The sequence below is a fragment of the Streptomyces sp. NPDC048718 genome (assembly GCF_043198875.1).
Taxonomy (GTDB): Bacteria; Actinomycetota; Actinomycetes; order Streptomycetales; family Streptomycetaceae; genus Streptomyces.
This window is the reverse complement of record NZ_JBICVG010000014.1, coordinates 70,096-97,042: the sequence shown is the minus strand read 5'-3', so window position 1 is coordinate 97,042 and position 26,947 is coordinate 70,096. Positions and strand designations below refer to the sequence as shown.

Here is a 26,947-nt window from a genome sequence, read left to right as displayed (position 1 = left end):
GAGGCTTCTTTCGATCGGTACGCGGTCGACCCCATCGTCCACCACTTTCAAAACCCGGCCTAGTTCTCCCCGCCGACCCGGGGCCCTTCCAGCCCAGCGCGGCGGCAGCGCGGCCTGGTCTCTCCCGGCCCGCGCCGCCGCTCCGCTCACAGCCCCTCCCGTCCTCCCGTCGCCCACTCCGACAGCGTCTCCCCGATCGCCACCAGCGGGGCCGGGTCCAGCATTTCGTAGTGGCCGCAAGGGACGTCGACCGTCGAGAGCCGGCCGCCGCCGAGGGCCTGCCAGGCTTTCGGATCCGCGTTCGCGGCGTCCGTGGCGGCACGGAAGTGGAGTATGTCCACGCCCTGGGTGCGCGGCGGGGGAGTGCGCAGGGCGTCCACCGCCGAGCGCACCGCGAGCCGCGACCCTTCCACCACCCGCTCGCCGAGCAGGGAGATCTGCTCCGGTGGTGTCCCCTCCGCCGTGAACCCGGCCGATCCGGCAACGTGCCGGTGGGTCTCCTCCCAGCCGGGGAGAGTGTCGGGAGCAGGGTAGGAGTCGAGCAGGGCCACGAACTCCACCGTGTGTCCCGTCTCCACCAGTTCCGCGGCCACCGCGTAGGCGAGGGTTCCGCCGACCGACCAGCCGAGGAGGCGGTAGGGGCCCTCCGGTTGGACCTCCAGGATCCGCCGGGCGTACTCCCGCACCAGGTCGCCGGGTTTGCGTGCGCCGCCCTCGGGGTCGGTGAGGCTCGGGGACTGGAGGCCGTAGAGCGGGACGTCCGGGGCGAGGTGGGGCAGGAGGCGGGCGTACGGCCAGGCGAGGCCGCTGGCCGCGTGCACGGCGAACAGCGGGCGCAGGCGTCCGCCTGTGCGCAGGGGCAGGAGGACGTCCAGGCCGGAGCCGTCGCTCTCGCCGTCGAACCGGCGGGCGAGGGCCGCCGGGGTCGGGGCCTCGAAGAGCGCGCGGACGGACAGTTCGGTGCCGAGGACCGCGCGGACCCGGCTCACCAGCCGGGTCGCGAGGAGGGAATGCCCGCCCAGGTCGAAGAAGCCGTCGTCTGGGCCGACCCGGTCCACGCCGAGCACTTCGGCGAACAGCGCGCACAGCGGCTCCTCGTGCGCGTGGGCCGTCTCCCGCCGGGCCGCCGTGTCGTACGTGGGGGCGGGCAGGGCCGCGCGGTCCAGCTTGCCGTTCGGCATCAGCGGGAACCGCTCCAGCGGCACGACCGCCGACGGCACCATGTGGTCCGGCAGAGTGGCGCGGGTGGAGCGCCGCAGCTCGGCGCCGTCGAGCACGGTCCCGGGTGCGGCCACCACGTACGCGACCAGTCTGCGGTCGCCCGCGCGGTCCTCCCGGACGACCGCGACGGCCTGCCCCACGTCCGTGTGCCGCAGCAGGGCCGTCTCCACGTCGCCGAGTTCGATCCGGAAGCCGCGGACCTTGACCTGGCTGTCGAACCGCCCCAGATACTCCAGTTGGCCGTCGGCCCGCCACCGCACCTGGTCGCCCGTGCGGTACATCCGGCCGCCGGGCTCACCGAACGGGCAGGCCACGAAGCGCTCGGAGGTCGGCACCGGCCGGTTCAGATAGCCGCGGGTGACGCCCGCGCCGGCGATGTACAGCTCGCCCGGCTGTCCCACCGCGACCGGCTGGAGCCAGGGATCCAGCACGTACATCCGGGAGTTGGGCACCGGCCGGCCGATCGGCGGATCGCCGTCGGGGTCCGTCTCGCCGCTGCGCCACCAGGTCGAGTACGTGGTGGCCTCGGTGGGACCGTAGATGTTGGTGACCGCGCAGCCGGGCACCCGCTCCCGCAGTTCGCTTAGCAGGGCACGCGGCACCGCCTCCCCGCCGAGCACCACGTGCCCTGCCGACACGTCGAGGGTTCCGCCGGCCAGCATGCTCGCCATAGCCGAGGGCACGCCGCTGACCAGGCTGCCCTCCCAGCCGTCCCGTTCGATCAGGGTGAACAGGTCGTCGACCAGCTCCAGCCGGCCGCCGAGCGCCAGCGTGGTGACGATCTCGAAGACCGACACGTCGAAGCTGAGCGAGGTGGACGCCAGGACCCGTGCCATGCCGTCGGCGCCGAAGTGGTCCTCCACGGTCGCCACGAAGTTGACGGCGTTCGCGTGCTCGACGACCACGCCCTTGGGGATGCCGGTGGTGCCCGAGGTGTAGATGACATAGGCGGGGTGTCGGGGGAGAAGCGGGACCGGGCGTTCCGCGTCCGCGACGCCAGCGTTCGGCTGCTCCTCGACCCGTCGCGTCACGGCGGGGTCGTCGAGGACGAGCGCGACCGAACCTTCCGGCAGTACGTTCCTGCTCGCTTTCGTGACCACCGCGAGCCGGGGCCGCGCGTCGCCGAGCATCCGCGCCACCCGGTCGGCCGGGTAGCGCACGTCGACCGGTACATAGGCGGCGCCGGTCTTGAGGACGGCGAGCAGGGCGACGACCATCTCCGGCGTCCTCGGCAGGGCCAGGGCCACCCGCGTCTCCGGTCCGGCGCCCTCGGCCAGCAGGACGCGCGCCAGACGGTTCGCCCGGCGGTCGAGCTCGGCGTAGTCGAAGGTCCGCCCCTGGTACACGAGGGCGGGGCGGTGCGGCGTACGGGCGGCTTGTTCCGCTATCAGGGAGGGCAGCGTGGCCGGTGCCACCGGGCGGGCCGTGGCGTTCCACTCCTCCAGCACCTGTCGTCGCTCACCGGCGGAGAGGACCGGCAAAGCGGCGACCGGGCGGTGCGGATCCTCGGCGATCGCCGTCAGGATCCGCGCGAACCGCTCGGCGATGTCCTCCACCGTCCCGCGTGCGAGCAGATCGGGCCGGAAGTCGAGCCGGATGCCCAACTCCTCGGCCGGTGTGCAGATCAGGGACAGCGGATAGTGAGTGGCGTCGAACCCCGTGACGCCGACGAGGAGCGCCTCGCCGAGCCGGCGCTCGCCCGAACCCATCGGATAGTTGTCGAAGACCGTCGTGGTGTCGAACAGGGCGCCGAATCCCGCCTGTTGCTGGATCTCCGTGAGCCCGACATGGTGGTGCTCGAACAGGTCGAGCTGTTCGTCCTGGACCCGTTCGAGGAGATCGAGCAGGGTGTCCCTCGGGTCGATCCGCACCCGGGCCGGAATGGTGTTGATGAGCAGCCCGACCATCGACTCGACACCGTCGACCTCGGCGCCCCGCCCCGACACCGTCGTCCCGAACAACACATCGGTCTGCCCCGTCAGTTGACGCAACAGCAGACCCCAGGCCGTCTGCATCGCCGTGCCGAGCGTGACCCCCGCCTCCCGGGCCCGGTCCGTCAGAGCGGCGGTGGACGAGGCGGACAGGGTACGCAGCACCCGCTCGGGCACCACCGTGCCCGAGCCCGGCGCCCGCGGAGCCACCAGCGTCGGCCCCTCGATCCCCGCCAGTGCCTCCGCCCAGGCGTCCTGGGACCACTGTGGATCGACCTCGCCGAGCCAGTCCAGATAGTCGGTGTACGAGGGGGCCGCCGGCAGCACGTCCGTCGCCGCGACGCCCGACCCGGCCTCGTACAGCCGGAACAGCTCGTCGAGCAGGATCGAGGTGGACCAGCCGTCCAGGATGATGTGATGGTTCGTCAGGACGAAGCGCCAGCGGGCCTCGTCCAGACGGATCAGCAGGAAGCGGATCAGCGGCGGCCGGGCGGTGTCGAAACGTCTTTGGCGCTCCTCCTCGACCAGCCGCGCGGCCTCCGTCTCCTGGTCCTCGGGCGCGGTCTGGGAGAGGTCGGCCGTCCGCCAGTCCACCGGGACCCGGTGCGGGACGAACCGTACGGGCGCGCCCGACGCGTCCGTACGGAACCTCGAACGCAGGCTGTCGTGCCGGTCCAGGAGCGCCTGGCAGACCTCCCGCAGCAGCCCGGGGTCGACCGGTCCCTCGAAGTCCAGCGCCAACTGGATGGTGTAGATGTCCTGGCCGTCCGCGTCGAACGCCGTGTGGAAGAACAGCCCTTGCTGGAGCGGCGCCGGCTTCGACGTCGGCCCATGGGTCCGGTCGTCGGCGCGCTCGTGAGCGGGCTCACGGGCGGGCTCGTGCGAGGGCTCGTGGATACGGTCTGGGCTTGCGGTCACGCCGTCTCTCCCGGTTCGCCGGTACAAGCGGTCAGGGTCTCCAGGGCCTCGAACCAGGCGTCGGCCAGCTCCTCCACCCGCGACCGGGCCAGCAAGGCCTCCGGGTACGCCCAGGTGACATGGAGTTCCGGCCCGTCCCCGCGGTCGTGGACGATCACGGACACCTCCAGGAGGTGCGTCAGGGGCATCTCCGGGTCGCCGCCACCGGCGACCGCGCCGGCTTCCGGCGCCAGACCCCAGTCGGCCTCGTCCGGCCGGTCGAACCGTCCCAGGTAGTTGAACAGGATCTGTGCCCGGGGCCCCGCCCCGAGCACCGGGGCGGACTCCGCGTTCAGATGACGCAGCAGGCCGAAGCCGATTCCCTTGTCCGGCATGCTCCCGAGCTGGCCGTCCAAGGCCCGTACGGTGCCGCGCGGATCGTCCGGCCGCCCCGGGAGCCGTACGGGGAACATGCTGGTGAACCAGCCCACGGTCGAGGACAGATCGAGGCCGTCGGCGATCTCCTCACGGCCGTGCCCTTCCACGTCCACAAGGAAAGGCGCGTCACGGCGGGACAGTGTGCCCTCGGGTTCTGGGTCGGCGGGGAGGCCGGAAGACGAGCCCGTGAAGGAGCCCGCGAACGCGCCCGCGGAAGCGCCCACGGGAGCGGCGGCGCGCGCCGAACGCCAGCGCCCCGCCGCCGTGCTCAGCGCGCCGAGCAGCACCGCGTTCACACCGACGCCGAGCCGCGCGGGCACCCGGGTCAGAAGCGGCTCCGTCCGGTCGGCCGGAAGCACCTGGGTGACCATGCGCTTCGATCCCTCGACATCACGGGCGGCCACGAGATCCGCGCCGGGGACGAGATCGGCCGCCCCCTCGACGAGCCCGAGCCAGAAGGGGAGTTCGCCCGCGCGCCCGCGTGCCTCGCGCTCCAGCCGCCGTCCCCAGCCGGCGAACGACACCGGTGTGAAGTCCGGTTCCACCGTGCAGGGGGAGACGCCCGTGCGCAGCTCCTCCAGGAGGATTCGCCAGGAAACACCGTCCACCACAAGGTGGTTGATCATCAGTAGCAGCCTGCCGGAGCTTCCCGGCCCCGCGTCGAACCACACCGCCTGGACCATGTTCCCGTCGCCGGGGGCCAGTCGGCGCCGGGCCGCGTCCGCCTCGGTGCGGACCAGGTCCGCGAGCTTCTCGGTGGCGAGGCCCGCCGTGTCGATCCGTACGATCCGGCCGGCCGCGTCGACCGCGCCGCGCGGCAGGACCTCCAGGCGCCAGGCGGGGCCGCGCGTCAGCCGTATCCGCAACGCGTCGTGCCGGTCGAGCAGCGACTGGAGGAGCGCGCGCAGCCGCGCCAGGGACAGGTCCGACGGGGTCCGCACGAGCACGGACTGGTGGAAACCGTCGACGGGGCCGCCCCGTTCGCGCTGCCAGTGGACGATCGGGGTGAGCGGCACCTCCTCGGAGGGCATCTCGCTGAAAGGTGCTTCGCCGTTCGGCGCTTCCCCGGGCGGGGCGCCTGCCGCGGCCGTCCCCGCCTTCGCTCCTGCCTTCGCGCCCGCCTTGGGGGGCCGTACCTTGGCGTGGGCGGCCAGCTCGGCGACGGTCCGGTACCGGAAGACGTCCCGGGTGGACAGACCCAGACCACGTGAACGGGCCCGGGACACCAGCCGGATCGACACGATGCTGTCGCCGCCGAGGTCGAAGAAGTCGTCCTCGACACCGACTTCGGGCCGGCCGAGCACGGCCGCGAACAGCTCGCAGAGCAGCTTCTCGGCGGGGGTCTCCGGCTCCCGGGTCCTGCGGGCCGGGGGCGCGGACGTCTGCGGGGCGGGCAGCGCGGACCGGTCGAGCTTTCCGTTGGGGGTGAGCGGCAGCCCGCCGGGGAGGACGACGACGGCCGGGACCATGTACGGCGGCAGTGTCCGCCGCGCCCACTCGACGAGTGCGGAGGCGAGTGCGGAGTCCGGCTCGGCGGCGGGCTCGGAGTCCCGCTCCGGGCCGGGGTCCGGGGTGGTCGGGGAGGCCGGGGGCCTGGTGGCGCCGGGCACCCGGGCGGGTGCGGCGTAGGCGACGAGCCGGCGCTCGCCCGGACGGTCCTCGCGCACCACGACGGCGCTGCGCACCACCCGGTGGTGCCGGTCCAAGGCCGCCTCGATCTCCCGGGGTTCGATGCGGAAGCCGCGCAGTTTCACCTGGTCGTCGGTGCGGCCGAGGAAGTGGAGCTTCCCTTCGGCGGTCCACCGGACCAGGTCGCCGGTCCGGTACAGGCGGGCGCCCGGCGGACCGTACGGGTCGGCGACGAACCGCTCGGCGGTCTGCCCCGGGCGGCCGAGGTAGCCCCGGGCCAGCCCCGGGCCTCCCAGGTACAGCTCGCCGGGCACCCCCGGGGGCACCGGTCGCAGCGCCTCGTTCAGGACGTACGCCCGGGTGGCGCCCAGTGGGGAGCCGAGCGGCGGGTGCGCGGCGTCGCGCGGACCGACCTGGGCGGCGAGGGACCAGATGGTCGTCTCGGTGGGGCCGTAGACGTGGGTGACCTCGGAGGCCAGGGAGACGAGCGAGCCGGCCAGGGAGGGCGGCAGCGCCTCGCCGCCGACGAGTACGCGCAGCCCACGGATCGCGTCGGGGATCTCGGCGACGAGGCCGGACCACAGGGAGGGCGTCGCCTGGACGGCGGTGACCTCGTACCGCTCGATCAGCCGGCCGAGGGCGTGCGGCTCGCGCACCTCCTCGGGAGAGGCGAGGACGACCGCGGCGCCGCCGAGCAGGGGCAGCAGGAGTTCGAGGTGGGCGATGTCGAAGGCGACGGTCGTCACCGCGAGCAGCCGGTCGGCGGGTTTCAGCGGCAGCCGGCCGCCCATGGCGGCGAGCAGATGGGCGAGGTTGCCGTGGGTGACGGCGACCCCCTTGGGCCGGCCCGTCGAGCCGGACGTGTAGAGGACGTACGCGGTGGCGTCGGCGGGGACCTCCTCATCCGGACGGCCCGGACCCGGGACCGGATCAGGGACCGGGCCCCGGGGGGACGCGGCACCGGCCGTCCCGGCGGCGAGCGCGGCCGCGAACCCTGGCTCGTCCAGGGCGATCCAGTCGTCGGCACCGAGCGCGGTGCGGGTGGCACGGTCCGAGAGCACCAGGAGCGGCGCGGCCTCGGAAAGCACCCCCGTCACCCGCTCCCGGGGGTGGTGCGGGTCGAGCGGGAGGTACGCGGCGCCGGTCCGGTGCACGGCGAGGAGCGCGACCAGGAGATCGGGGGTGCGGTTCATGGCGACGGCGATCAGCCGCTCCGGCCCGGCGCCGAGCCCGCGCAGATGCCCGGCCAACCGGTCCACCCGTGCGTCGAGTTCGCCGTAGCTGATCCGGTCCGCCCCGTGGAACACCGCCGTGGCGTCGGGCGTCCGGGCGGCCTGCTCCCGGAACCACAGGGGTGCCGAGCCGAGGGGCTTCGTCGCATTCGCCGCCGCACCGCTCCACTCGGCGAGAAGGGTGTGCCGCTCGGAGGAGGGCAGGATGTCCAACTGCCCTGTCCGGCGCGACGGATGAGCGGCCGCGTCGGCGAGCAGGCGGGTGAAGTATCCGGCGAGCCGTTCGGCCGTCGCGGGGTCGAACCGGTCCCAGGCGTAGACCAGGGTGCCGTCCAGACCCCCGCCGGACTCGGTGAGGTCGAAGAGCAGATCGAAGGGGGCGGTCCGGTACCGGCCGCCGTACGGCATGTCGACGCGCAGGCCCGGCAGTTCCACGGCACCGGTCGCGTTGTTCTGCAGACTCAGCATCACCTGGAAGAGCGGGTGCCGGGCCGCCGACCGGGCCGGGGCGACGGCGTCCACGACGTGCTCGAAGGGGACGTCCTGGTGCTCCAGCGCGGCGAGGACCGTGTCCCGGACGCGGTCGATCAGTGCGCCGAAGTCCGGATCGCCGGAGAGGTCGGTGCGCACCACCACGGTGTTCACGAAGCAGCCGACGAGGTTGTCGAGTCCGCTGTCGGTGCGCCCGGCGACCGGGCTGCCGACGAGGATGTCCGTCCCCGCGCCGAGCTGCCGCAACAGGGCGGCCAGGGCCGCGTGCAGCACCATGAACAGGCTCGCGCCGTGCCGCTGCGCCAGCGCGGCGAGCCGCGCGTGGTCCTCGGGAGCGAGATGGAACGGCACCGTGCCGGCGCGCTGGGTGGCGGCGGCGGGGCGCGGCCGGTCGGCGGGCAGCGGGGTGTCGTCGGGGGCGTCGGCCAGCGTACGGGTCCAGTGGGCGAGCCGGTGGGTGAAGGCGCTGTCAGGGTCCTCGGGCCGTCCGAGACTCTCGCGCTGCCACAAGGTGAAGTCACCGTATTGAACGGGCAGTTCGGTGAACTCCGGGGCTTGCCCCCGCAGCCGGGCGGCATAGGCCCGGGAGAGGTCCCGCAGAAGGGGAGTGGCGGACCAGCCGTCGAAGGCGATGTGGTGGATCGTGACCGCGAGGACGTGCTCCTTGGGCGCGCAGGAGAGGAGTTCGGCCCGCAGGGGTGTCTCGCGCGCCAGATCGAACGCGTGGTCCGAGGCGGCGGCCACCGCCGCCGCCATGTCCGATGACGCCACCTCCCTCACCGGGAGCTCGACATCGAAATCCCCCGGCTCCAGGACACGTTGGCGAGGAGACCCATCGGTGACCGGGAACACGGTCCGCAGACTCTCGTGCCGCCCCACCACGTCCCGCAGGGCCGCCGACAGCGCCCCGGTGTCCAGCGGACCCGTCAGCCGCAGGGCGATGGTGATGGAGTGCGAGGCCGCGTCCTGCGCCATCTCGCCCTGAAGCCAGAACCGCAACTGGGAGAAGGAAGGCGGCAGTACGTCCCCGCGCGGCCGGGGCCGCAGCGCGGAGTCGCCGTCTCCCGCGCTCCCGCCCCCGAATCGCTCGGCGAGGCCGGCGGGCGTCGGCGACTCGAAGACCGCCCGCAGCCCGATCCCGGCATCCAGTTCCTCGCGCAGCCGGTTGGCCAGCCGGATGGCCAGCAGGGAGTGCCCGCCGAGGGCGAAGAAGTCGTCGTCCGCGCCGACCACCGGGACTCCGAGGACCTCGGCGAACAGGTCGCACAGCAGCCGCTCGGCGGGTGTGCCGGGCGGGCGGGAGCCGGGGCTCGCCGGGGGGACGGGCAGGGCCGCGCGGTCGATCTTGCCGTGCGGCGTGAGGGGAAGGCCGTCGGGGAGCACGACCACGAAGGGGACCATGTAATCGGGCAGGGCCCGTCGGGCGTGTGCGGCCAGTTCGGCCGCGAGGTCGCCGACGGCGCCCGTGGCGGCATCGCCGGCCACACCCGCGGCCGGAACGGCGTAGGCCACGAGGCCGCGTTCCCCAGGCCGGTCCTCGCGGACCAGGACGGCGGCGCGGCCGACGCCCGGGTGGCGCTCCAACACGGCCTCGATCTCGCGGGGTTCGATGCGAAAGCCGCGTATCTTCACCTGGTCGTCGGCACGGGCGAGGAAGTCGAGTTCGCCGTCGGCGGTCCACCGCACCACATCGCCCGTGCGGTACATACGGGTGCCGGGCGGACCGTACGGGTCGGCGACGAACCGCCCCGAGGTGAGATCCGGGCGGCCGAGATAGCCGCGCGCCAGGCCGGCGCCCGCGAGGTACAGCTCGCCGGGCACTCCCACCGGCACCGGCTGGAAGCGTTCGTCCAGCACGTACGCCCGGGTGTTCGCCATGGGCCGGCCGATCGGCGGCTTGCCGCCGTCCGCCTCGCGGGCCCTCTCCTCGGCACCGGCCCAGGTGGGGGCCAGGCGGCTGAAGGTGGTGAACGTCGTGTTCTCGGTCGGCCCGTACACATGGGTGAGCGCGGTGCCGGGGAATTCCCTCAGCATCCGCCGTACGGCCCCGGCCGACGGCTGCTCGCCTCCCGTCCAGACCTGCCCGAGCAGCCCGAGCACCGGGCTCTTGTCCGCGACCAGCACATTGAAGAGCGCGGTGGTGAGGAACGCACTCGTCGCACCGCCCTCGGCCGCGGCCCGCACCAGTGCCTCGGGCGAGGAGTCCCCGGCCGGCACCACCACGACCGTGCCGCCGCCGAGCAGCGGCACCCACAGCTCGTACGTCGAGGCGTCGAAGGAGTGCGGCGAGTGGGTCAGCACCCGCGTATGACCGCCGTCCTTCGCCCAGCAGGGATCGGCGGCGAGCGCGACGATGTTCCGGTGGGTCACCAGAACGCCCTTGGGGCGGCCGGTGGAGCCGGAGGTGTACATCGCGTACGCGGCCCGGTCGCCGGTGATGTCCGCCTGACCGTTCTCGTCGGTGGGCGAACCGTCCGCAGCGTCCTCCAGCCCGGCGGCGTCCGAGCCGAGACCGTCCGGACCCGGTTCCTCGGCGGGGACCAGCGGAAGGCCGTGCGGCGCGCCCGCGAGGCGCTCGGCCCGCTCTCGCGTGGCCGCGTCCGTCAGCAGCAGACAGGGCCGTGCCTCCTGAAGGACCGCGCGCTGCCGCTCGTCCGGGTTGCGCGGATCCAGGGGCAGATAGGCGGCCCCCGTCTTCAGTACGGCGAGCAGGGCGACGACCAGGTCGGCCGAGCGGTTCATGGCGACGGCGACCAACTGCTCCGGACCCGCGCCGGCGCGGCGCAGCCGGCCGGCGAGACGGTCGGACCGGGCGTCGAGGCCGGCGTAGGTGAGCCGGGTGTCGCCGCAGATCACGGCGGTGTCGCCGGGGCGGGCGGCCGCACGCCGCCGGAACAGTTCCGGGACGGACTCGGCGGGGAGCGTTGTGCCGGGGCCGTTCCAGCTCTCCAGCGTCGTGCGGCGCTCTTCGGCGGAGAGGAGTTCGAGCCGGCCGACCGGCCGCTCCGGCGTGGTCACCGCCTGGGTCAGGAAGGCGGTGAAGCAGCGGGCCAGCCGCTCGGCGGTGGCGTGGTCGAAGAGATCGAGGGGATAGGCCAGGGCGCCGCTCAGCGCCCCGTCGGTCTCCGTGACGTCGAGGAGCAGGTCGTACGCGACCGTCCGGTGGGTGTAGTCGAGCAGCCGGGTGTCGAGGCGCGGCAGGCTTACGGCGGCGCCCGCGTTGTTCTGGAGGCTCAGCACCACGTGGAAGAGCGGGTGGCGGGCCGCCGACCGCGCGGGGTTGACGGCTTCCACGACCTGCTCGAACGGCACGTCCTGGTGGTCCAGAGCCGCCACGACGTTCGTCCGGGTCTGCCGGACCAGTTCGTGGAAGTCGGGGTCGCCCGAGGTGTCCGTACGGATGACGACGGTGTTGACGAAACAGCCGACGAGGTCGTCGAGACCGACGTCGGTGCGCCCCGCGACCGGGCTGCCGACCAGGATGTCGGTGCCCGCGCCGAGCCGGGAGAGGAGCCCGGCGAGCGCCGCGTGCAGGACCATGAAGGTGCTGGCGCCGTGCCGGCGGGCGAGCCGGGTGAGCAGCCGGAAGTCGTCGGGGGGCAGCCGGAAGGGGACGGTGCCGGCCCGGTGGACGGCGGTGGAGCGGCGCGGCCGGTCGAGCGGGAGGGGGAGTTCGGCCGGTGCGTCGGCGAGCGCCCGGGTCCAGTGGGCCAGTTGCTCGGCGAGAAGACTGTCCGGATCCTCGGCAGTGCCCAGCCCCTCCCGCTGCCACAGAGTGAAGTCCGCGTACTGGAAGGGTAGTTCCTCCCGCTCGGGCGACCGGCCGGTGAGCCGGGAGGCGTAGGCGTGCGAGAGGTCGCGGAGGAACGGGGCGATCGACCAGCCGTCGAAGGCGATGTGGTGCACGGTGATCGCCAGTACATGACGCTCGGGTCCCAGGGCGAGTAGGACGGCCCGCAGCGGGATTTCGTGCTCCAGATCGAAGACCCGACCGGTCGTGTCGGCCACGGCCGCCTCGACGTCCTCCTCCGTGACCTGCCGTACGGGCAGTTCGACCGTCACGTCCGAAAGGATCCGCTGCTCGGGCACTCCCGCCGTGACGGTGAAGACGGTGCGCAGGCTCTCGTGCCGCGTCACCACGTCCCGCAGCGCGTCGCGCATCGCCGTCGCGTCCAGCCGGCCCGTCAGCCGGAGCGTCATCGACGTGTTGGGCGACTCGCCTCCGCGGTCCATCTCGCCCTGGAACCAGAACCGCAGCTGCGAAAACGACAGAGGGATCACGTGGTCTCGGCCTCTCGGGTCACTCGGTTGCTCGGGGTGCTCGGGTCAATCGGGTCGTCCGGCTTGCTCGGGTCACGCGGGCCGGTGCGCTTCGGACGCCTCGCGAAGGGCGTTCAGATGGCGCAGCCCGTCCAGGACGGTCTTGGTGTCGATGCCGAAGTCGACGAGGCAGGCGATCTCGTCCACACCGACGCCCCGCAGCCGCTCGACCGTCTCCCTCGCCCGCTCCACCGTCCCGAACAGGCCCCGCTGCTCGAAGTAGGTGTCGAAGGACTGGTCGACGAGGAAGTCCAGGTCCTCGTCCTCCAGCGCGTCGATGTCGAAGTCCGGGTCGAGGGCGCCGAACGAGCGGGCGAGGAGATGGGCCGAACTCTTGAGATACGCGCGCAGCGGTCCGTCGACGGTGGCGCGCACCTCGTCCCGGTCGGTGCCGAGGAAGGTGTGCAGCATCAGGACGACATGGCCGTCCCAGCCGTCGTGGGTCTCGCGCGCCGTCCTCCGGTACGCGGCGATCTTCGCGGCCAGCTCGTCGACGTCCTGGTGCAGCAGATGGGTGAGGACCCCGGCCCGCGCGACCGCGGCCGTACGGAAGGTCTCCGTGTCCCCCGCGCTGGTCACCCAGAGCGGGAGCTCCCGCTGCACCGGCGGCGGGAAGACCCGTACGGTCGCCGGAGCGCCGTTGCCGTCCACCACATCGAGGCCGTCCCCTCGCCACAGCGCGCGCAACTGCCCGATGCTCTGGGCCAGTACGCGCTTGCGGTCCGGGTACGGAACCCGGCTCAGCGCGAAGTCCACCGGGTGCCAGCCGGAGGCGAGGGACACCCCGACGCGCCCGCCCGAGAGGTTGTCCACCACCGACCACTCCTCCGCGATCCGCAGCGGATGGTGGAGGGGCGCGACGACGCTCCCGGCGCGCAGGGCCACGGTGTTCGTGATCATCGCCAGGGCCGCGGCGGCCACGGACGGGTTCGGGTAGAGCCCGCCGAAGGGGTGGAAGTGCCGTTCGGGCGTCCAGACCGCGCGGAATCCGTTCCGGTCGGCGAACCGGGCTCCTTCGAGAAGGAGTTCGTACCGTCCGGCGTCCCCGTCCGGTGTGCTGTCGTCGGCGAAGTAGAAGAGGCTGAAGTCCATCGGATTCCTTCGATGACCTTGGTCGTACGTGATCCGGTCGGTGTCGCGGGCCCGAGCCGCCGTCAGTCGGGGCGAGGCATCCTCCGCAGGGCCGGGCGCGCCGTGCGGGCTCCGGCGAGCCGGGACGCGAGGGCGGCCACAGTGGGCGCGTCGAAGACCGTCCCCACCTGGACCTCCACTCCCAGCTCGGCGCGGATACGGCTCACCAGCCGGGTGACGAGCAGCGAATGTCCGCCGAGGGCGAAGAAGTCGTCGTCCATCCCCACCGGGTACGTCTCGCCCGCTGTCGCGCCGGGTCCCGCCGCGCCCGGTTCAGCCGTCGCGATGGTCGCCGAACCGGCCGTCGCGGCCAGTCCCAGAACCTCCGCGTACATCCGGCACAGCGCGGCCTCCTGCGGCGTTTGGGGCGGGCGGCCGGTGCCGCGCGGGGCGGTGCGCGGCGCGGGCAGTGCGGCCCGGTCGAGCTTGCCGTGCGCGGTCAGCGGGAACTCCTCCAGGGCGACGATCGTGGACGGCACCATGTACCCGGGGAGGTGCGCGGACGCCCACGCGGCGACCGAAGCGAGGAGGTCCGTGTCGCCGGTCGCGGCGAAGGGCACGTTGACATGGCGCTCGGGATCCCCCGCCGGTCCGGAGGGGGACTCGGAAGGGAAGTCCCGCTCCCCGAAGCAGAATTCGGCGTCGACATGGGCCGGTCCCGCCGTCGCGGACCAGCGCAGGGCGACCCGGCAGCCCAGCCGTTCGCCGAGCCGGGCCAGCTCCTCCGGATCAGGACCGGTGCCCGGCGCCCCGCCCGACAGACGCAGATCCTCGGCGAGGCGCGCGTTGGGCACCCCGGTGACCCGGACGGGATCCGAGCCGTGGACGCAATCCGTGTCGTGCGCGTGGTGGTCCCGCAGAGTGTCGGCGAGACCGTCCAGTGTGTGGACGTCGGCACCCCACGACAGCTCGCGCACCGTACCGCCCCGCGCGGGCGCCCCGTCGGCGCGGCGCAGAACGACGTCGTAGCGGTAGCGCGTCAGCTCGCTGTGGTGGGAGCCCCGCTTCAGACGTACGTCGCAGGCGGTGAAGTGCGGCTCGCGGCCCGCCGGTGCGACCGTCAGCGACCGGAAGTACTCCGGATCCACCAGCAGTTCCGGCTCGGTGGCCCTCCGGTGCGCCACCACCCGGCGGTGCTCCTCACCACCGGGGGGCGCACCCTGGGAGCGGGCCGCCGCCGCGCCGTGGAAGACGTCCGCGAGGCCCAGGTGGCGGACGTCGCCGACGAACACCGCGCCGCCGGGTGCCAGGGCCGCGGCGGCGAGGTCCAGAACCCGTGCGAGATAGTGCCCGCTGGGGAAGTACTGCACCACGGAGTTGAGGACGACGACATCGAAGTACCCGCGCGGTACGCCCTCCTGGTCGTCGGCCGGCCGGCTGTCCAGGACGACCCGGCCGGTGAGGTCCGGCCGCTCGTCCACCTGCCGCCGCAGCCGCTCGATCACACGGGGCGAGAGGTCGAGCCCCCAGTAGGTTTCCGTCCGAGGGGCGAGACGCGACAGCAACAGACCGCTGCCCACTCCCAGTTCGAGAATGCGCCGGGGCCGGAGCGCGCGGATGCTCCGGACCGTCTCGTCGCGCCACTCCCGCAGCTGTTCCAGTGGCAGTGTGCTGCCGTCGTAGCCGCTGGTCCACCCGCTGAAGTCCTCGCCGAACGGCGCCGATTCGGCCTCGGCCGGAACGGCGTCGTGGACGCGCCGCCAGTCGGCGACACGGTCCGCGTCGCTTGGGCGGCCGGCGCTCGCGTCCGCCCCGGCGGGCTCACGGCGGACATAGGCGACGAGTTTTCGGTCGCCGTCCGGGCCCTCGCGCACCGCCACCGCGGCGGCCGACACGCCGGGGTGACCGGCCAGCCGTGCCTCGATCTCCCCGGGCTCGATCCGGTGGCCGCGCACCTTGATCTGATCGTCCGCACGACCGGCGAACTCCAGTTCGCCCGAGGTGTTCCGGCGTACCAGATCGCCCGTGCGGTAGAGCCGGGTCCCGGCCGGGCCGTACGGGTCCGCCACGAAGCGCTCCGCCGTCAGACCGGGCCGGCCGAGATAGCCGCGCGCCAGGCCCGCCCCGGCGACGTACAGCTCGCCCACCACGCCGTCCGGCACCGGCCGCAGATCGGCGCCGAGGACATGGACCCGTGCGCCCCGGATCGCCCCGCCGATAGGGGGTGTGACGGCACGCGGCGTCAGGGGTCGGCTCATGGTGGCGCACACCGTGGTCTCCGTCGGCCCGTACGCGTTGATCAGCGTCCGGCCCGGCGCCCACCGCCGCCGCTGTTCCGCGTCCAGGGCCTCGCCCGCGGCGACCAGTACGCGTACGCCCGGCAGAGCGCCGGACGGCAGGACCCGCAGCACCGACGGAGGCAGGGTCGCGTGCGTGATCCGCCGTTCCTCGGCCAGACGGCACAGACCGGGCCCCGGCAGCAGGCTGCGGGCGGGCGCGAGGACGAGCGCGGCCCCCGCGGACAGCGCCATCGCCAGCTCCCAGAAGAACGCGTCGAAGCCGGCCGGGGCGAACTGCAGGACGCGATCGCCCTCCTCCACCGCGAGCGTGTCGCGCTGATGGGCGGCCAGCCGGGCCAGACCGGAGCGGGTGACGACCACACCCTTGGGCAGGCCGGTGGACCCCGAGGTGTACACGACGTACGCGGGCAGATCGCCCAGCGCGCGCCGGGCGCCGCCCGGCGGATGCGACACCGGAGCGTCCCGCAGCGCGGCGCCGGTCTCCGGGCCGTCCACATCGCTGCGGGCGACCGCGAGACCGGCCGGCAAGGCCGTCCCGGAATCGGCGAGGAGCAGGGCCGGGGCGGCGTCGGCCAGGATGTGGGCGATCCGCCGCGCCGGGTAGCCGGGGTCCACCGGAAGGTGGGCGGCGCCCGCCTTCATCACCGCCAGCACCGCGACGACCAGCTCCACCGAGCGGCCGAGCGCCGAGGCGACCACCGTCTCCGGCCCCACGCCCCGCGCGGCCAGCACATGGGCCAGCCGGTTCGCGCGGGCGTCGAGATCCGCGTACGAGACCGTGTCCTCACCGAACACCAGGGCCGTGGCGGCCGGGGCGGTCCTGGCCCGCTCCTCGAAGAGGTCGAGCAGCGGCCGGGCCGCGTCCCGCGGGAAGCGCGTGGGGAGATCGAGCGCGCTGGTGACCACGGACATCTCCTTGCACGGGAAGAGGGCGGCGTCGGTGCGGGGTGTCGGACAGGCGTCAGGGAGGGGAGGGAGGAAGGGAGCGGGAAGAGCCGGGTCCGTCGCGGCGCCTCAGCGCGGACGGTTCCGGGCCGCGCCCCTCGCGGTGCCCGGGCGGACCGGCCGCGTACCGGTCCGGGCGTGCTCCGCGCGCGGGGGACGCGCCGCCCGCGCATCCGGTCCGAATACCGGGTCCCTCCGGGTCGGAATTGCGAATTCCAAGGGCCGGGAGGAGTACGGGCCCTCGGCATTGGCAAGGGAGAGGAATTGACCGGATTCATTCTCGGGCTGATTGATCATCCGGGCTCGACCTTCCCACGAGGCATGGTTCGTTGGCAATGGCGTGGTCGAGAGTAAGCGGCACCGGCGGGAAATGGCCACTCTGGTTTCCCGGACGATGCTCTTGTACGATCCAGCCCCGAACTGGCCGCCCCCGCACGTACTCTGCGGCAGATCGAATAACCGTCGGGTCATCGAAGTCCGGAGGCCGCCGTGGAATCCGCCGCGCCCACTGCCGCACCGCCGGCGACAGTCCAGGGCCGACGCCCCCACCGGAACTTCCGGTTGCTGCTCGTCGGCGAGACCACCAGCAAGCTCGGAACCAGCGTCACCTCGGTCCTGCTGCCGCTGGTGGCCGTCACTACCCTGCACGCCTCGCCGTTCACGATGGGCCTGCTCACCGCCGCCCCGTGGCTGCCGTGGCTGGTCATCGGACTGCCGGCCGGCGCGTGGGTCGACCGGCTCGCGCCGCGCCGGGTGATGCTCGTGTGCAACGCCGTCTCCGCGGCGGTGTTCGTGAGCGTGCCCGCCGCCTGGTGGCTGGGGGCCTTGACCATCGGACACGTCCTCGGGACCGCCCTGATCTCCGGTTGCGCCTCGGTCTTCTTCTCCACCGCCTACTCGGCCTACTTACCCCGGCTGGTTCCCGCGAGCGACCTGATGGGCCGCAACGCCCAACTGCAGGCAGGGGAACAAGGCGCCAGGGTGGCGGGCCCCGGCCTCGGCGGACTGATCGCCCAGGGCCTGGGCAGCGTGCCCGGACTGCTGCTCGACGCGGCCTCCTTCGTGGTGTCGTCGGTCTGCCTCGCGTTCATCCGCACCGACGGGCCGCGCCCCGCGCCGGCACCCCGGCGCCGGCTGGCGCGCGAGATCTCCGAAGGGCTGCGCTTCGTCGTCGGCGACGCGTGGGTACGGGCCGTCACCGGCTTCGGCGCGGCGGTCAATCTGGCGATGGCCGGCCTCCAGGCCGTCCAGATCGTCTTTCTCGTACGGACCGTCGGCGTCGGCTCCGACCTGCTCGGCTGGCTCGTGTCGTGCGGTGGACTCGGCGGAGTGCTCGGCGGTCTGGCGGCCGGCCGGCTGGCCCGGCGGCTGGGTACGGCGCGTGCCCTGCTGGTCGTCCAGTTCACCGCTTCGCCCTTCGGACTGCTCGCCGCGCTCGCCGCTCCCGGCCCGAGGCTGGCGTTCTTCGTGGTCGGAACGGTCGTCCTGTTCGCCGGGGTCGTGGCCTGCAACGTCGTCATCGTCAGCTTCCGTCAGGCGTACTGCCCGGCCGGGCTGCTGGGGCGGGTCACCGCGACTACCCTGTTCCTGAACTACAGCACGATTCCGCTCGGCGCCCTCGTGGGCGGATCCCTCGCCGTGCTCTTCGGCGCCCGCTCCGCGATGTGGGTGGTGACGGCCGCACTGGTGGCCGCCGGCGGATTCCTGCTCGTGGGGCCGTTGCGCGGTCTGCGTGACCTTCCGGTTGTTTCCGCTTCCGCTTCCTCTTCCGCCCTCGGGGACGAGACCGGCGAGAACGGCAAGCACACCGAGAACGGCACACACGCCGAGAACAGTGGGAACGGCCGCGGCGGAGACACCGACACTTGAGAATTCCGGCCAAAAATCGCCGGTGCCGGAAAACGCTCGAAGAGTCGCCGGACAAGCGGTGCCGAATGGCCGGTCGGCGAGAGTGCCGCGAAGACGAATGGCGGCGGACGACGCCACCGTGTGACAGCGGTGGCAGAAACCAGGCTTACCCGGAATGCATTCGGCCCGCAGAAGGCGTCCTTTCCGGTCACATGGCCGGGCCGCTTCTCCGGATGACACCGGTGCCACCGTCTCGCGGTCTCGCCGTCCTGTCACCCCGGGACGGTCGCGGGGCGGACACTGCCCGAGCCCGCCCCGCATCTGCGTTGTCTTCTCCCTGTGCCCACCGTCCCCTTGCCGGGCTTGGGTACGCCTAGCCTGACTTACCGGAATGACTCCTTCCGGCGGGTCCCCGGCAGGGGGTGCCGACCGATGCGGCGTCGGGGGAACGCCGATCGGCACCCATGCCACCGGGGAGCCCGGCCGGGGCGGGGCGAGCCGGCCTTGCCGACAGCTGTCCGGGACGGGTCCGGGACAGGTTCGGAACAAGACGCTGACCTGCGCGGACGGACCGGTCGCCGTACGGGACAGGGACGCGCTCTTGCCCCGCGCCGTCGGCTTCGCGATGGTCGGGCCCAGCGGAGACGCTCACTTCGACGTCTCCGGACCCGGGGCGGGCGGTGCCCGGACCCGAGAAAACGGAGGGAAGAGATGCGCAATGGATCGGCCGCCGCTGTGGCGGTCGCCGCGGCGGTCGCCACGGTGCTTCTTCCGGTGGCGGTACGGACGTCCGCACCCGCGGCCGCTGTCTCGCGGGTCGCCGGATCGGTCACGGCCCTGGCGGAACGAGTGGCACCGCACACGGTACCGGCCAGGGCGCACGACTCCGGGAGGATCCTCGCGGACATGGTCCACTGCTGCTGAGACCGTCCGCCGCCGCACACGGGGGAGGGGGCGGTGGACCGGAAACCGGTGCGCGTCCGGTCGCGGCCCCGGCCGCCACTGCGCGCACCGGTACTCCCGCCGCTGTCGCCGGCCGGAGCGACGGGCGGACACACATCTGGCCGATTTCGCAGGCTGGTCGGGTTCTCCTGAATGAGTAGCCTGTCCCCTTGTGACTACGCCGTTACCCCTGCCCGGCAGCGCCCGGACCGTCGCCGAGTTCGTCGCCCTGCTGCGTGTCGCGAAGAACCGGTCCGGTCTCTCCTACCGGGCGTTGGAGAGCGCGGCCCGCAAGGCCGGCGACCATCTGCCCGTGAGTACGGTGGCGAGTGCGCTCAGCCGGGGCGCGCTGCCCAGGCCGGACGTGGTGGCGGCGCTGATCCGGGCGTGCGGCGGTGACCCGTCGACGGTACGGAACTGGGTGGAGGCGCGCGCGGCGCTGGCCCGGCGGGAGAACGCCGCGGGACCCGGGAGCGCGCCCTGGCCGCCTTCCGCGCCGCCGGACCGGATGGCCGAGCGCGGTGACGAGACCGAGACCGAGACCGAGGGCGGGGCGGCCGCACGGCAGCTCACGCCCTGCCTGCTCCCGGCGGACCAGACCCTGTTCGTGGGGCGCCACGACGAGTTGAGCACCGCGTACCGGCTGATGGACCGGGAGGGCCCGGGGCCGGTGACCCTGTTGATCACCGGCCCCGCAGGCATCGGCAAGACGGCCTTCGCCATCCGCGTGGGGCACCTGCTGGCCGCCCGCTTCCCGGACGGCCAACTGTATGTGGATCTCCGGGGGTTCGACGAGGGGCCGGCCGAACCGTTCACGGTGCTGGGGGCGTTCCTCCGCGCGCTCGGCGTGCACGGCGGCGTCATGCCTCCCGAGATGACCGGCCGCGTCCATCTGTACCGCACCCTGCTGGCCCGCCGCCGGATGCTGATCGTGCTGGACAACGCGGCCGCCGCGCGGCAGGTGAGCGACCTGCTCCCCAACGGCGCGCGCTGCGCCGTCGTCGTCACCAGCCGGACCACGCTGGCGGACATGAGCGGGCACCGGCTTCCCCTCGGCGTACTCGACTCCGCGACCGGCCTGGCCCTCCTGCGCGAGATGCTGGGATCCGACCGGATGGACACGGAGTCCGCGTCGGCACTCTCCATCGTCGACACCTGCGGGGGACTTCCCCTCGCCGTGTGGGTCGCGGGGGCCCGGCTGGCGGCGAGGCCGCACTGGCCGCTGGCGAAGGTCGCCCGTGCCCTCGTCGACGAGCAGCGCAAGCTCGACGAACTGGCCGTCGGACACATCGCCGTGCGAGCGAGCCTCGAACTGACCTACCGGGGAATGGCTCCGGCGGCACGGCACGCCCTGTGTCTGCTCTCGATCCTGCCCATGGCCGAATTCGGGGCCTGGGCCCTGGCCGCCCTGCTGGGCGTCGGCCTGGCCGAAGCGGAGAGCCTGCTGGACGACCTGCTGGAGGTCCATCTCGTCGGAGTCCGGGCCGTCGGCACGACGGGCTTCCGCTACCAACTGCACGATCTGGTAAGGGCACTCGGCCGCGAGCGGGCGCGGAGCGAGGTGGAGCGGCGGGAGCACGACGAGGCCCTCGCCCGGCTCCTCGGCGCGAGCCTGCATCTCGCCGACCTCGCCGCGGACACCCTCAGCGTCGACTTCCAAGGCGTCTCCCAGACCGATCTGGTCTCCTGGCGCCCGTCGCCCGCGGACACGGACCTGCTGCTCGCCGCTCCCCTGGACTGGTTCACCGAGGAGCGCCAGTTCCTCATCAGCGTCGCGGACCAGGCGCTGGACCGGGTGGACGTGGCACCGGCGGCCGGACTGGCCACGGCGTTGACGACGCTCTTCCAGGTCGGCAGTCACTTCGACGACTGGGAACGCCTGCAGGAACGGGCGCTGAAGGCGGCGCTGCACGTCGACGACAAGCGCAGCGCCTCCCAGCTGCACCGCTGCCTCGGCGAACTCACCACCATCCTCGACCGCTATCCGGAGGCTCTGACCCACTTCGAGCGGGCCCTGCTCCTGGCAGAGGGGCTGGGGCCGTCCTACCGGGCCGGCGCGACGGCAGGGCTGGCGTACGTGCACCGGCTCCTCGGCCAGTACGACGAGGCCGTGACGCGCTTCGAGGAGGCCGCCGAACTGGCCCGGGTGGCCGGCAACGCGAACTGTCTCGTGTACGCGACCAACGGCATCGGCGTCATCGATCTGGAGCACGGCCGGGTCGACGCCGCCATGGAGCGCTTCGCCGAATGTCTGCGGGTGAGCCGTGACGCGGGCTATCGGCCCGGTGAGGCACAGGCCCTGCGCTGCCTGGGCCAGGGACACCGCGCTGCCGGCGACCACACTTCCGCCGTCGACTGTTTCCGGCCTGCCGCCGCGATCAGCGAGGAACTAGGCGACCGGCTCAGTGCCACCCACGCGACCTGCTGGCTCGGGGACGTCCTCGTCCGCTGCGGGGCCCCGCTCGAAGGCCGCCGCATGCTGGCCCGGAGCCTGTGGACGTATCGCGAGTTCGGCAATCTCTGGGGGGAGGCGGCCACGCTGTACGCGCTCGCGGAGGCGCAGTTGGCGGCCGGCCGGCCGGAGCAGGCCCGCCGTCGTGCCGAGGCCGCCGTGGGCCTGTGGCGGCGTATCGGGGCCCGGTCATGGCTGGCCACCGGCCTCGACACCCTGGCGCGGGCCCATGAGCTGGCCGGTGACCACGCGGACGCGGCTCGGGCACGCGAGGCGGCCGAGGCGGCGCGGGCGGCCCGGAACGGCTGAGCCGGGTACCGCCCGGCCGGACACGAGGACGAGGACCGCGGAACCCGGCCGGCTGATTGCCGCGGGGACACGGGGACACGGGGGAGTTCGGGACGATCCGGGACGACGGCTGCGAACACGCCGGCCGGCCGGGTGGAACGGCCACCGGGGCGTCCGGGACTGTCCGGGACGGCCGAGCCGCGTAGCCGGCCCGGCGCGGGCGGCCCGAGACTCCTTGTCGTCCGGCCTGGTCGACCGGAACGGGCACCCAGCACCCCACTCACCAAGGAGTGAACGCATGCGTGTACGTCGTGTTCTCGGCGGGGCCGTCGCGGGCGCCGCACTGCTGCTCGGCGGCATCGCGGTCCCGGCGGCCCAGGCCGGCACCGCCGACGCGTCAGCCGTCACCTGCGGCAACGCGTACTGGCCGCACAACCCCAACGACGGGCGCCTCGGCTCGGTGCGCAAGACCGGTGGCGCGGCCGCGCACACCGGGCCCTACGGCGACTGCACCACGGTGGGTATCGTCGCCGACGGCACCACCGTCCGGTACGACTGTTATGTGGTCAACGACTACGGGAACACCTGGACATGGGTCCGTACCCAGGGCGGCAGCAGCCTCGGCTGGGTCTACGACGCCTACCTGAGCGGCAACGGAGCCTCCGAACCCTGCTGACCCCCGCGGGAACCCGGGCTCGGTACGGCGGTTTCCCCGCCGGACCGGGCCCGGCACCCGGTGGACGGCTCAGGCGCCGTCCGGGGCGTTCAGCCCCGCCCAGGTGTCCTCGACCGTCTCCGTCACCGGGCGGACGCGCAGGCCCGTGGCGAGCGCGCGGGTCACGTCGCCGCAGTGGAGGGCGTCATGGAGTTCGCCGCCGGGCGGACACCAGATAGGGAGGTCCGACCAGCCGGAGACCCCGGCAGCGGCCAGGGTCTCCGGATCGACCCAGACGAGCGTGGTGTCCGCGCCGGTCGCGGTGACGCAGGCGTCCAGCAGTCCGCCGATCGTGGTGTGGCCGGACGGGCCGACCATGTCGTACGGGCCGGCGAGCCCCGCCTCCAGGGCGTCCAGGATCCACACCGCCATGTCGCGCACGTCCACGTACTGCAGCGGCGTGTCCCGGGGCGCGGGAGCGAGCAGCGGGCCGCCCAGGGCGATCCGCCTCAGCCACCACGGCAGGCGGTCGCAGTTCTCCCGGGGGCCGAGCAGCAGCCCGGCGCGGACCAGCAGGGACCGCCCCTCGCCGAACTCGCGCAGCACGGCCAGCTCCGCGCCCCGCTTGTCGGCGGCGTAGTCGGTCGCGTCCGCGTCCGGGTCGGCGTCCACCACCGGGCCGTTCTCGTCCAGACCGGCCGGAATGGGCCAGGCGTAGACGGAACGGCTCGACACGAAGACGTACCGCCCGGCGCGCCGCGCGAGCAGCCGGGCGGAGTCCCGGACGACCCGGGGCGCCGCCGACCAGGTGTCCACGACGGCGTCCCAGGTGCCCTCCGCGAGTGCGGCCAGGCCATCGGGCTTCGTACGGTCGCCGTTCAGCACCGTCACACCCGGCGGCGCCGGATGCTCGCCCCGATGGAAGACCGTCACGTCCCAGCCCCGGTCCCGCGCCGCCTCCGCGACCGCGCGGCCCGCGAAATCGGTGCCGCCGAGCAGCAGAATCCTCATCCGTCCGTCCCTTCCCGTGCTCAGGCGGCCAACGCGGGCGCCGACGTGCGCTCCCGGTAGGCGGCGAACCGGTCGGCGATCTCCCGCGCCCGGTCCTCGGCCTCCGACAGCTTCATCTCCGGGCAGTCGTACCCGAGTTCCTCCGTCATGATCGCCATCGCGGAGGGCTCGAAGACCACCGTGCCGTTCTCCTGGATCTCGCTGATGCCGTCCCACGCCTGGCCGGAGAGGCTGATCGCGTCGGCTTGCTCCCGGGTCATCCCGTCGGGCAGGACGATCTCGTACGAGCCGTCCGCGGCGAGCGCCACCGGGTGGCCGCCCACCGCCCCGCCCGCGCCGGGCGCGTGGACGAGGGCCGCCCGGCCGTCGGCCAGCGGTTCGAGCACACTGAGCGCCGAGGCGGCCGTCATCACCTGACCGGGCAGCCCGCCGGTGCGCCGGTAGCGCTCGGGCAGCCGGTTCAGCAGCGCCGGCACGTCGAGCTCCGCGGTGATGTCCCGCCCGTCCACCCGGATGCCCAGACCCATCCGCGCCGGACCGCTGTTCCCGGTCCGCGACAGCCGGTGCGAGACGTAGTGGTGGGCGACGAGCCGCACCTCCACGTCACCGGACGGGCGGCCGAGTTCGTCGGCGACGGCCGCGGTGATGCCGGGCACGTTGTTGGCGACATTGCCGATGCCGAGGTCCGGGGAGAGGCCCACGGCGGCGAGCGCCGGGTGGACGGCGTCCGGGTAGGCGGCGTTGACGACGACCGGGTCCACCCCGGACATCCGGACCGCCTCCATGGCCTTCATCGCCGGCACCAGGTGCATCGGCAGCCAGGGCCCGTAGTTGGCCGCGTACAGCCGCTGGAACGCCGACTGCTCCAGGGTCGAGATGACCCACCACGACTGGTAACTCGCCGCCAGGAAGAGGATGTCGGGCCGGAACTCGGAGATGACCTGCGCCGTCCGGGCCACATCGCGCAGATCGGTCAGCGCGTGGCCGACCCGGGGCTGGTGGCCGCGCTGGATCGCGCAGAACCGGGCCAGGTTGGTGGCGCGGAGCACCGTCTCCTCGTCCCGGCCGACCAGCCGCAGTTCGCGCGCGGGGTCGCTCTGCGCGAGCGCGTGGAACGCCTGCCGGCCGATGTCGCCCGCGCCCAGGACCATGACCCTGCGCGCCTCACGCGCGCAACTCGCCGAAGGGGCGAGGGGAGCGGGGTGGGTGAAGTGTGCGGGGTTCGCGGGGCTGTTCATCGGGTCCCTCCAGAGGTCGCGAGCGCGGAAGCGGCGAAGAGGCCGGCCGGGCCGGGTGCGGTGGGCGCGGTCCGTGCGGTCCGTGCGGTCCGCTGGGCGATGGCGGACGCCACCAGGCCCGGCAGGTCCCGCATCGAACGGAACACCTCCGCGCCCTCCCGGTGCGCCCCGGTGCCGGGGTCGGCGGTGTACTGCAGGACCCGCATCCCGGCGTCGAGACCGGCGTCGACCCCGACCGGGCTGTCCTCGATCACCAGACAGTCGCGGACGGCGGCTCCGCACCGCTCCGCCGCCCAACGGAAGAGCTTCGGGTCGGGCTTCCAGGCGTCCACGTCGTACGCGGAGAACAGCCGCCCGCCGAAGTGGTGCAGGATGCCCGCCTTGGCCAGCCGGCGCTCGATCAGTTCCAGCGGACTGTTGGACGCCACGCACATCGCGGCCACGCCCGGCAGGGCGGCGAGCCGCCGCAGCGCGTAAGCCACGCCGTCGAGGGGTTCGAGGTGGTCGCCGATCAGCTCCTCGCACCTGGCCCGCGCGATCGGCATGGCGTCGGCGGGCGGCGGCGTGCCCGTCAGCTCCGCCATCAGGTCGAGGCACTCCTGCATCTTCTTGCCGGAGAACAGCTCGTCCCGGCGCTCCTTGCCGAGCGTCAGTCCCATCAGCTCGCCGACGTGGGCGAGTCCGCCGTTCTCGGCGTCCTGGGTGTCGACGAGGACCCCGTCCAGGTCGAAGACCAGCAGCAGGCCCGGGGGCCCGTGGAGCTCACTCATATGCGTACTCGATCCACTCGACGCTCTCGATGGCGGCCACGGTCCTGGCCAGTTCCTCGTGGGAGGCGGCGGTTCCGGTGACCGCCGCCGTGTTGCCGCGCGCGCCGATCCGCCAGTCGGCCGGGGCGCCGGGCTCGACGAGCACGGTCACCCGGTCGACGTTCGGCAGCCGGCGCAGCGCGGTGACGTTGCGGATGCCCCGGACGCTGCGCGCGCCGGCGGGCGGCACGATCAGGTAGTGGAAGGCGATCGGTCCGTCCTTCTTGATGCCGGGTGTCTCGTACGGCAACCCGAGCGCGGCCGCCACCGCCACGTACGCCGGATCGGAGGTGCCGGAGCGGACGGCGAGATCGTCCACCCACGCGCCGAGCCGGCCGTTGACCTCGATGACCCGGGGGCCGTCGGCGGTCAGCTTGATCTCGACGTCGGCCACCCCGTGGATGTTCAGGGCGCCGACGGCCCGGCAGGCCAGGTCGCGCACGGCCCGCTCGTCCTCCTCGGACACGAAGGAGAACCCGCCGTAGCCGCCGCGCTCGCGGAAGGGTTCGGCCAGTGCGAACTTGCTGGTGACGAAGACCGGGCGGACATCGTCGCCGTCGGCGACGCAGTCCACGGCGATGTAGTCGCCCCAGGGGGCCTCGGTGGGCCGGCCGAGCAGCAGTTCCTCGATCATCACCGCCGTCTCGACGGGGCCGCCGCCGGCGGCGTCGAAGCACTCGGCGATGGCCGCATGGCACTCTTGCTCTGTCGTCACGGCCCGGGTGTTGCGGCTGGAGGCGCCGACGACCGGCTTGATGATGGCGGGCAGCCCGACGTACGCCAGGGCTTCGTCGGTCTGCTCGGGCGAGGTGACCGTACGGAAGCGGACGGCGTCCACACCCGCCTCGGCGAAGCGCTCGCGCTGGAGGTCCTTGTGGGTGATCGCGGCCACATCGGCGGGGGAGTGGTAGCGCAGCCCGAGCGCGGCGGCCAGCCGGACGGTGACGGCGATCTGGAACTCGCTGAAGGTGACGATGCCGGCGGGAGCGAGCGCCTTCAGCGCCGTGACCGTCTCCTCCTCGGTCCGGTCCGCCATGTCGACGACGGTGCCGACGGTGCGAAGGGTCGGGATCATCTCCCGGGCGTGGTCGGTGCCGGCGGTGACGAACACCAGGGCGCAGCCCGCCCGCCGCGCGGCCTCGGCCAGCCGGGTCGGGGCCAGGCTGCCGGCGTCGTACACCACCAGCAGGACCGGTTGGTCACTCATGTCTGACGTCCACCTCTGTGA

General features: G+C 73.5%; 12 protein-coding genes. 4 read left to right on the top strand and 8 right to left on the bottom strand.

Translation table 11 applies throughout. The features are described from left to right. Positions 1-146 precede the first annotated feature (146 nt). The 4 genes from ACGFRB_RS25040 to ACGFRB_RS25025 all read right to left on the bottom strand — a co-directional run bounded on the left by ACGFRB_RS25040 (position 147) and on the right by ACGFRB_RS25025 (position 16,437). Positions 147-4,070 (bottom strand): amino acid adenylation domain-containing protein, encoded by a 3,924-nt coding sequence (locus ACGFRB_RS25040; protein WP_393246110.1) that lies wholly within the window; start codon positions 4,068-4,070, stop codon positions 147-149. Further along, positions 4,067-12,121: an amino acid adenylation domain-containing protein gene (locus ACGFRB_RS25035; protein ID WP_393246108.1), complete on the bottom strand. Its 8,055-nt coding sequence runs from the start codon at positions 12,119-12,121 to the stop codon at positions 4,067-4,069. The genes ACGFRB_RS25040 and ACGFRB_RS25035 overlap by 4 nt, the downstream gene beginning before the upstream one ends. Positions 12,122-12,193: 72 nt before the next feature. Further along, entirely contained in the window at positions 12,194-13,252 is a 1,059-nt protein-coding gene (locus tag ACGFRB_RS25030; RefSeq protein WP_393246106.1) for a MupA/Atu3671 family FMN-dependent luciferase-like monooxygenase, read from the bottom strand. A 62-nt stretch (positions 13,253-13,314) separates the two neighbouring features. After that, positions 13,315-16,437, bottom strand: coding sequence for an amino acid adenylation domain-containing protein (locus tag ACGFRB_RS25025; protein ID WP_393246104.1), 3,123 nt, complete (start codon positions 16,435-16,437; stop codon positions 13,315-13,317). A 528-nt stretch (positions 16,438-16,965) separates the two neighbouring features. Here ACGFRB_RS25025 and ACGFRB_RS25020 point away from each other — a divergent pair. The 4 genes from ACGFRB_RS25020 (at position 16,966) to ACGFRB_RS25005 (ending at position 22,682) form a co-directional block, all read left to right on the top strand. Further along, positions 16,966-18,345, top strand: coding sequence for an MFS transporter (locus ACGFRB_RS25020; protein WP_393246102.1), 1,380 nt, complete (start codon positions 16,966-16,968; stop codon positions 18,343-18,345). Between the two features lie 690 nt (positions 18,346-19,035). Beyond that, a complete protein-coding gene (locus tag ACGFRB_RS25015) occupies positions 19,036-19,248 on the top strand; it encodes a hypothetical protein (RefSeq protein ID WP_393246100.1) in 213 nt (70 codons plus the stop codon). Between the two features lie 190 nt (positions 19,249-19,438). Beyond that, a complete protein-coding gene (locus ACGFRB_RS25010) occupies positions 19,439-22,027 on the top strand; it encodes an ATP-binding protein (RefSeq protein WP_393246098.1) in 2,589 nt (862 codons plus the stop codon). 277 nt (positions 22,028-22,304) lie between these two features. Next, positions 22,305-22,682, top strand: coding sequence for a hypothetical protein (locus ACGFRB_RS25005; protein ID WP_393246096.1), 378 nt, complete (start codon positions 22,305-22,307; stop codon positions 22,680-22,682). A gap of 69 nt (positions 22,683-22,751) precedes the next feature. Here ACGFRB_RS25005 and ACGFRB_RS25000 read toward each other — a convergent pair whose 3' ends face one another. From ACGFRB_RS25000 to ACGFRB_RS24985, 4 genes are read right to left on the bottom strand one after another with little or no spacing between them, the layout of a single operon-like run. After that, positions 22,752-23,672, bottom strand: a complete 921-nt coding sequence (locus tag ACGFRB_RS25000) for an NAD-dependent epimerase/dehydratase family protein (protein WP_393246094.1) — start codon at positions 23,670-23,672, stop codon at positions 22,752-22,754. 20 nt (positions 23,673-23,692) lie between these two features. Beyond that, on the bottom strand, positions 23,693-24,910 hold the full coding sequence (locus ACGFRB_RS24995) for a hypothetical protein (protein WP_393246092.1): 1,218 nt from the start codon (positions 24,908-24,910) through the stop codon (positions 23,693-23,695). After that, entirely contained in the window at positions 24,907-25,680 is a 774-nt protein-coding gene (locus ACGFRB_RS24990) for an HAD family hydrolase (protein WP_393246090.1), read from the bottom strand. The genes ACGFRB_RS24995 and ACGFRB_RS24990 overlap by 4 nt, the downstream gene beginning before the upstream one ends. Further along, positions 25,673-26,926, bottom strand: coding sequence for an acetyl-CoA carboxylase biotin carboxylase subunit family protein (locus tag ACGFRB_RS24985; protein ID WP_393246088.1), 1,254 nt, complete (start codon positions 26,924-26,926; stop codon positions 25,673-25,675). The genes ACGFRB_RS24990 and ACGFRB_RS24985 overlap by 8 nt, the downstream gene beginning before the upstream one ends. Positions 26,927-26,947: the final 21 nt, after the last annotated feature.

Bases quoted from the DNA above. Each gene is read 5' to 3' on its own strand.
- ACGFRB_RS24985 (WP_393246088.1), bottom strand. From the start codon at position 26,926: ATGAGTGACCAACCGGTCCTGCTGGTGGTGTACGACGCCGGCAGCCTG.
- ACGFRB_RS25030 (WP_393246106.1), bottom strand. From the start codon at position 13,252: ATGGACTTCAGCCTCTTCTACTTCGCCGACGACAGCACACCGGACGGG.
- ACGFRB_RS25015 (WP_393246100.1), top strand. From the start codon at position 19,036: ATGCGCAATGGATCGGCCGCCGCTGTGGCGGTCGCCGCGGCGGTCGCC.
- ACGFRB_RS25000 (WP_393246094.1), bottom strand. From the start codon at position 23,672: ATGAGGATTCTGCTGCTCGGCGGCACCGATTTCGCGGGCCGCGCGGTC.
- ACGFRB_RS25005 (WP_393246096.1), top strand. From the start codon at position 22,305: ATGCGTGTACGTCGTGTTCTCGGCGGGGCCGTCGCGGGCGCCGCACTG.
- ACGFRB_RS24995 (WP_393246092.1), bottom strand. From the start codon at position 24,910: ATGAACAGCCCCGCGAACCCCGCACACTTCACCCACCCCGCTCCCCTC.
- ACGFRB_RS24990 (WP_393246090.1), bottom strand. From the start codon at position 25,680: ATGAGTGAGCTCCACGGGCCCCCGGGCCTGCTGCTGGTCTTCGACCTG.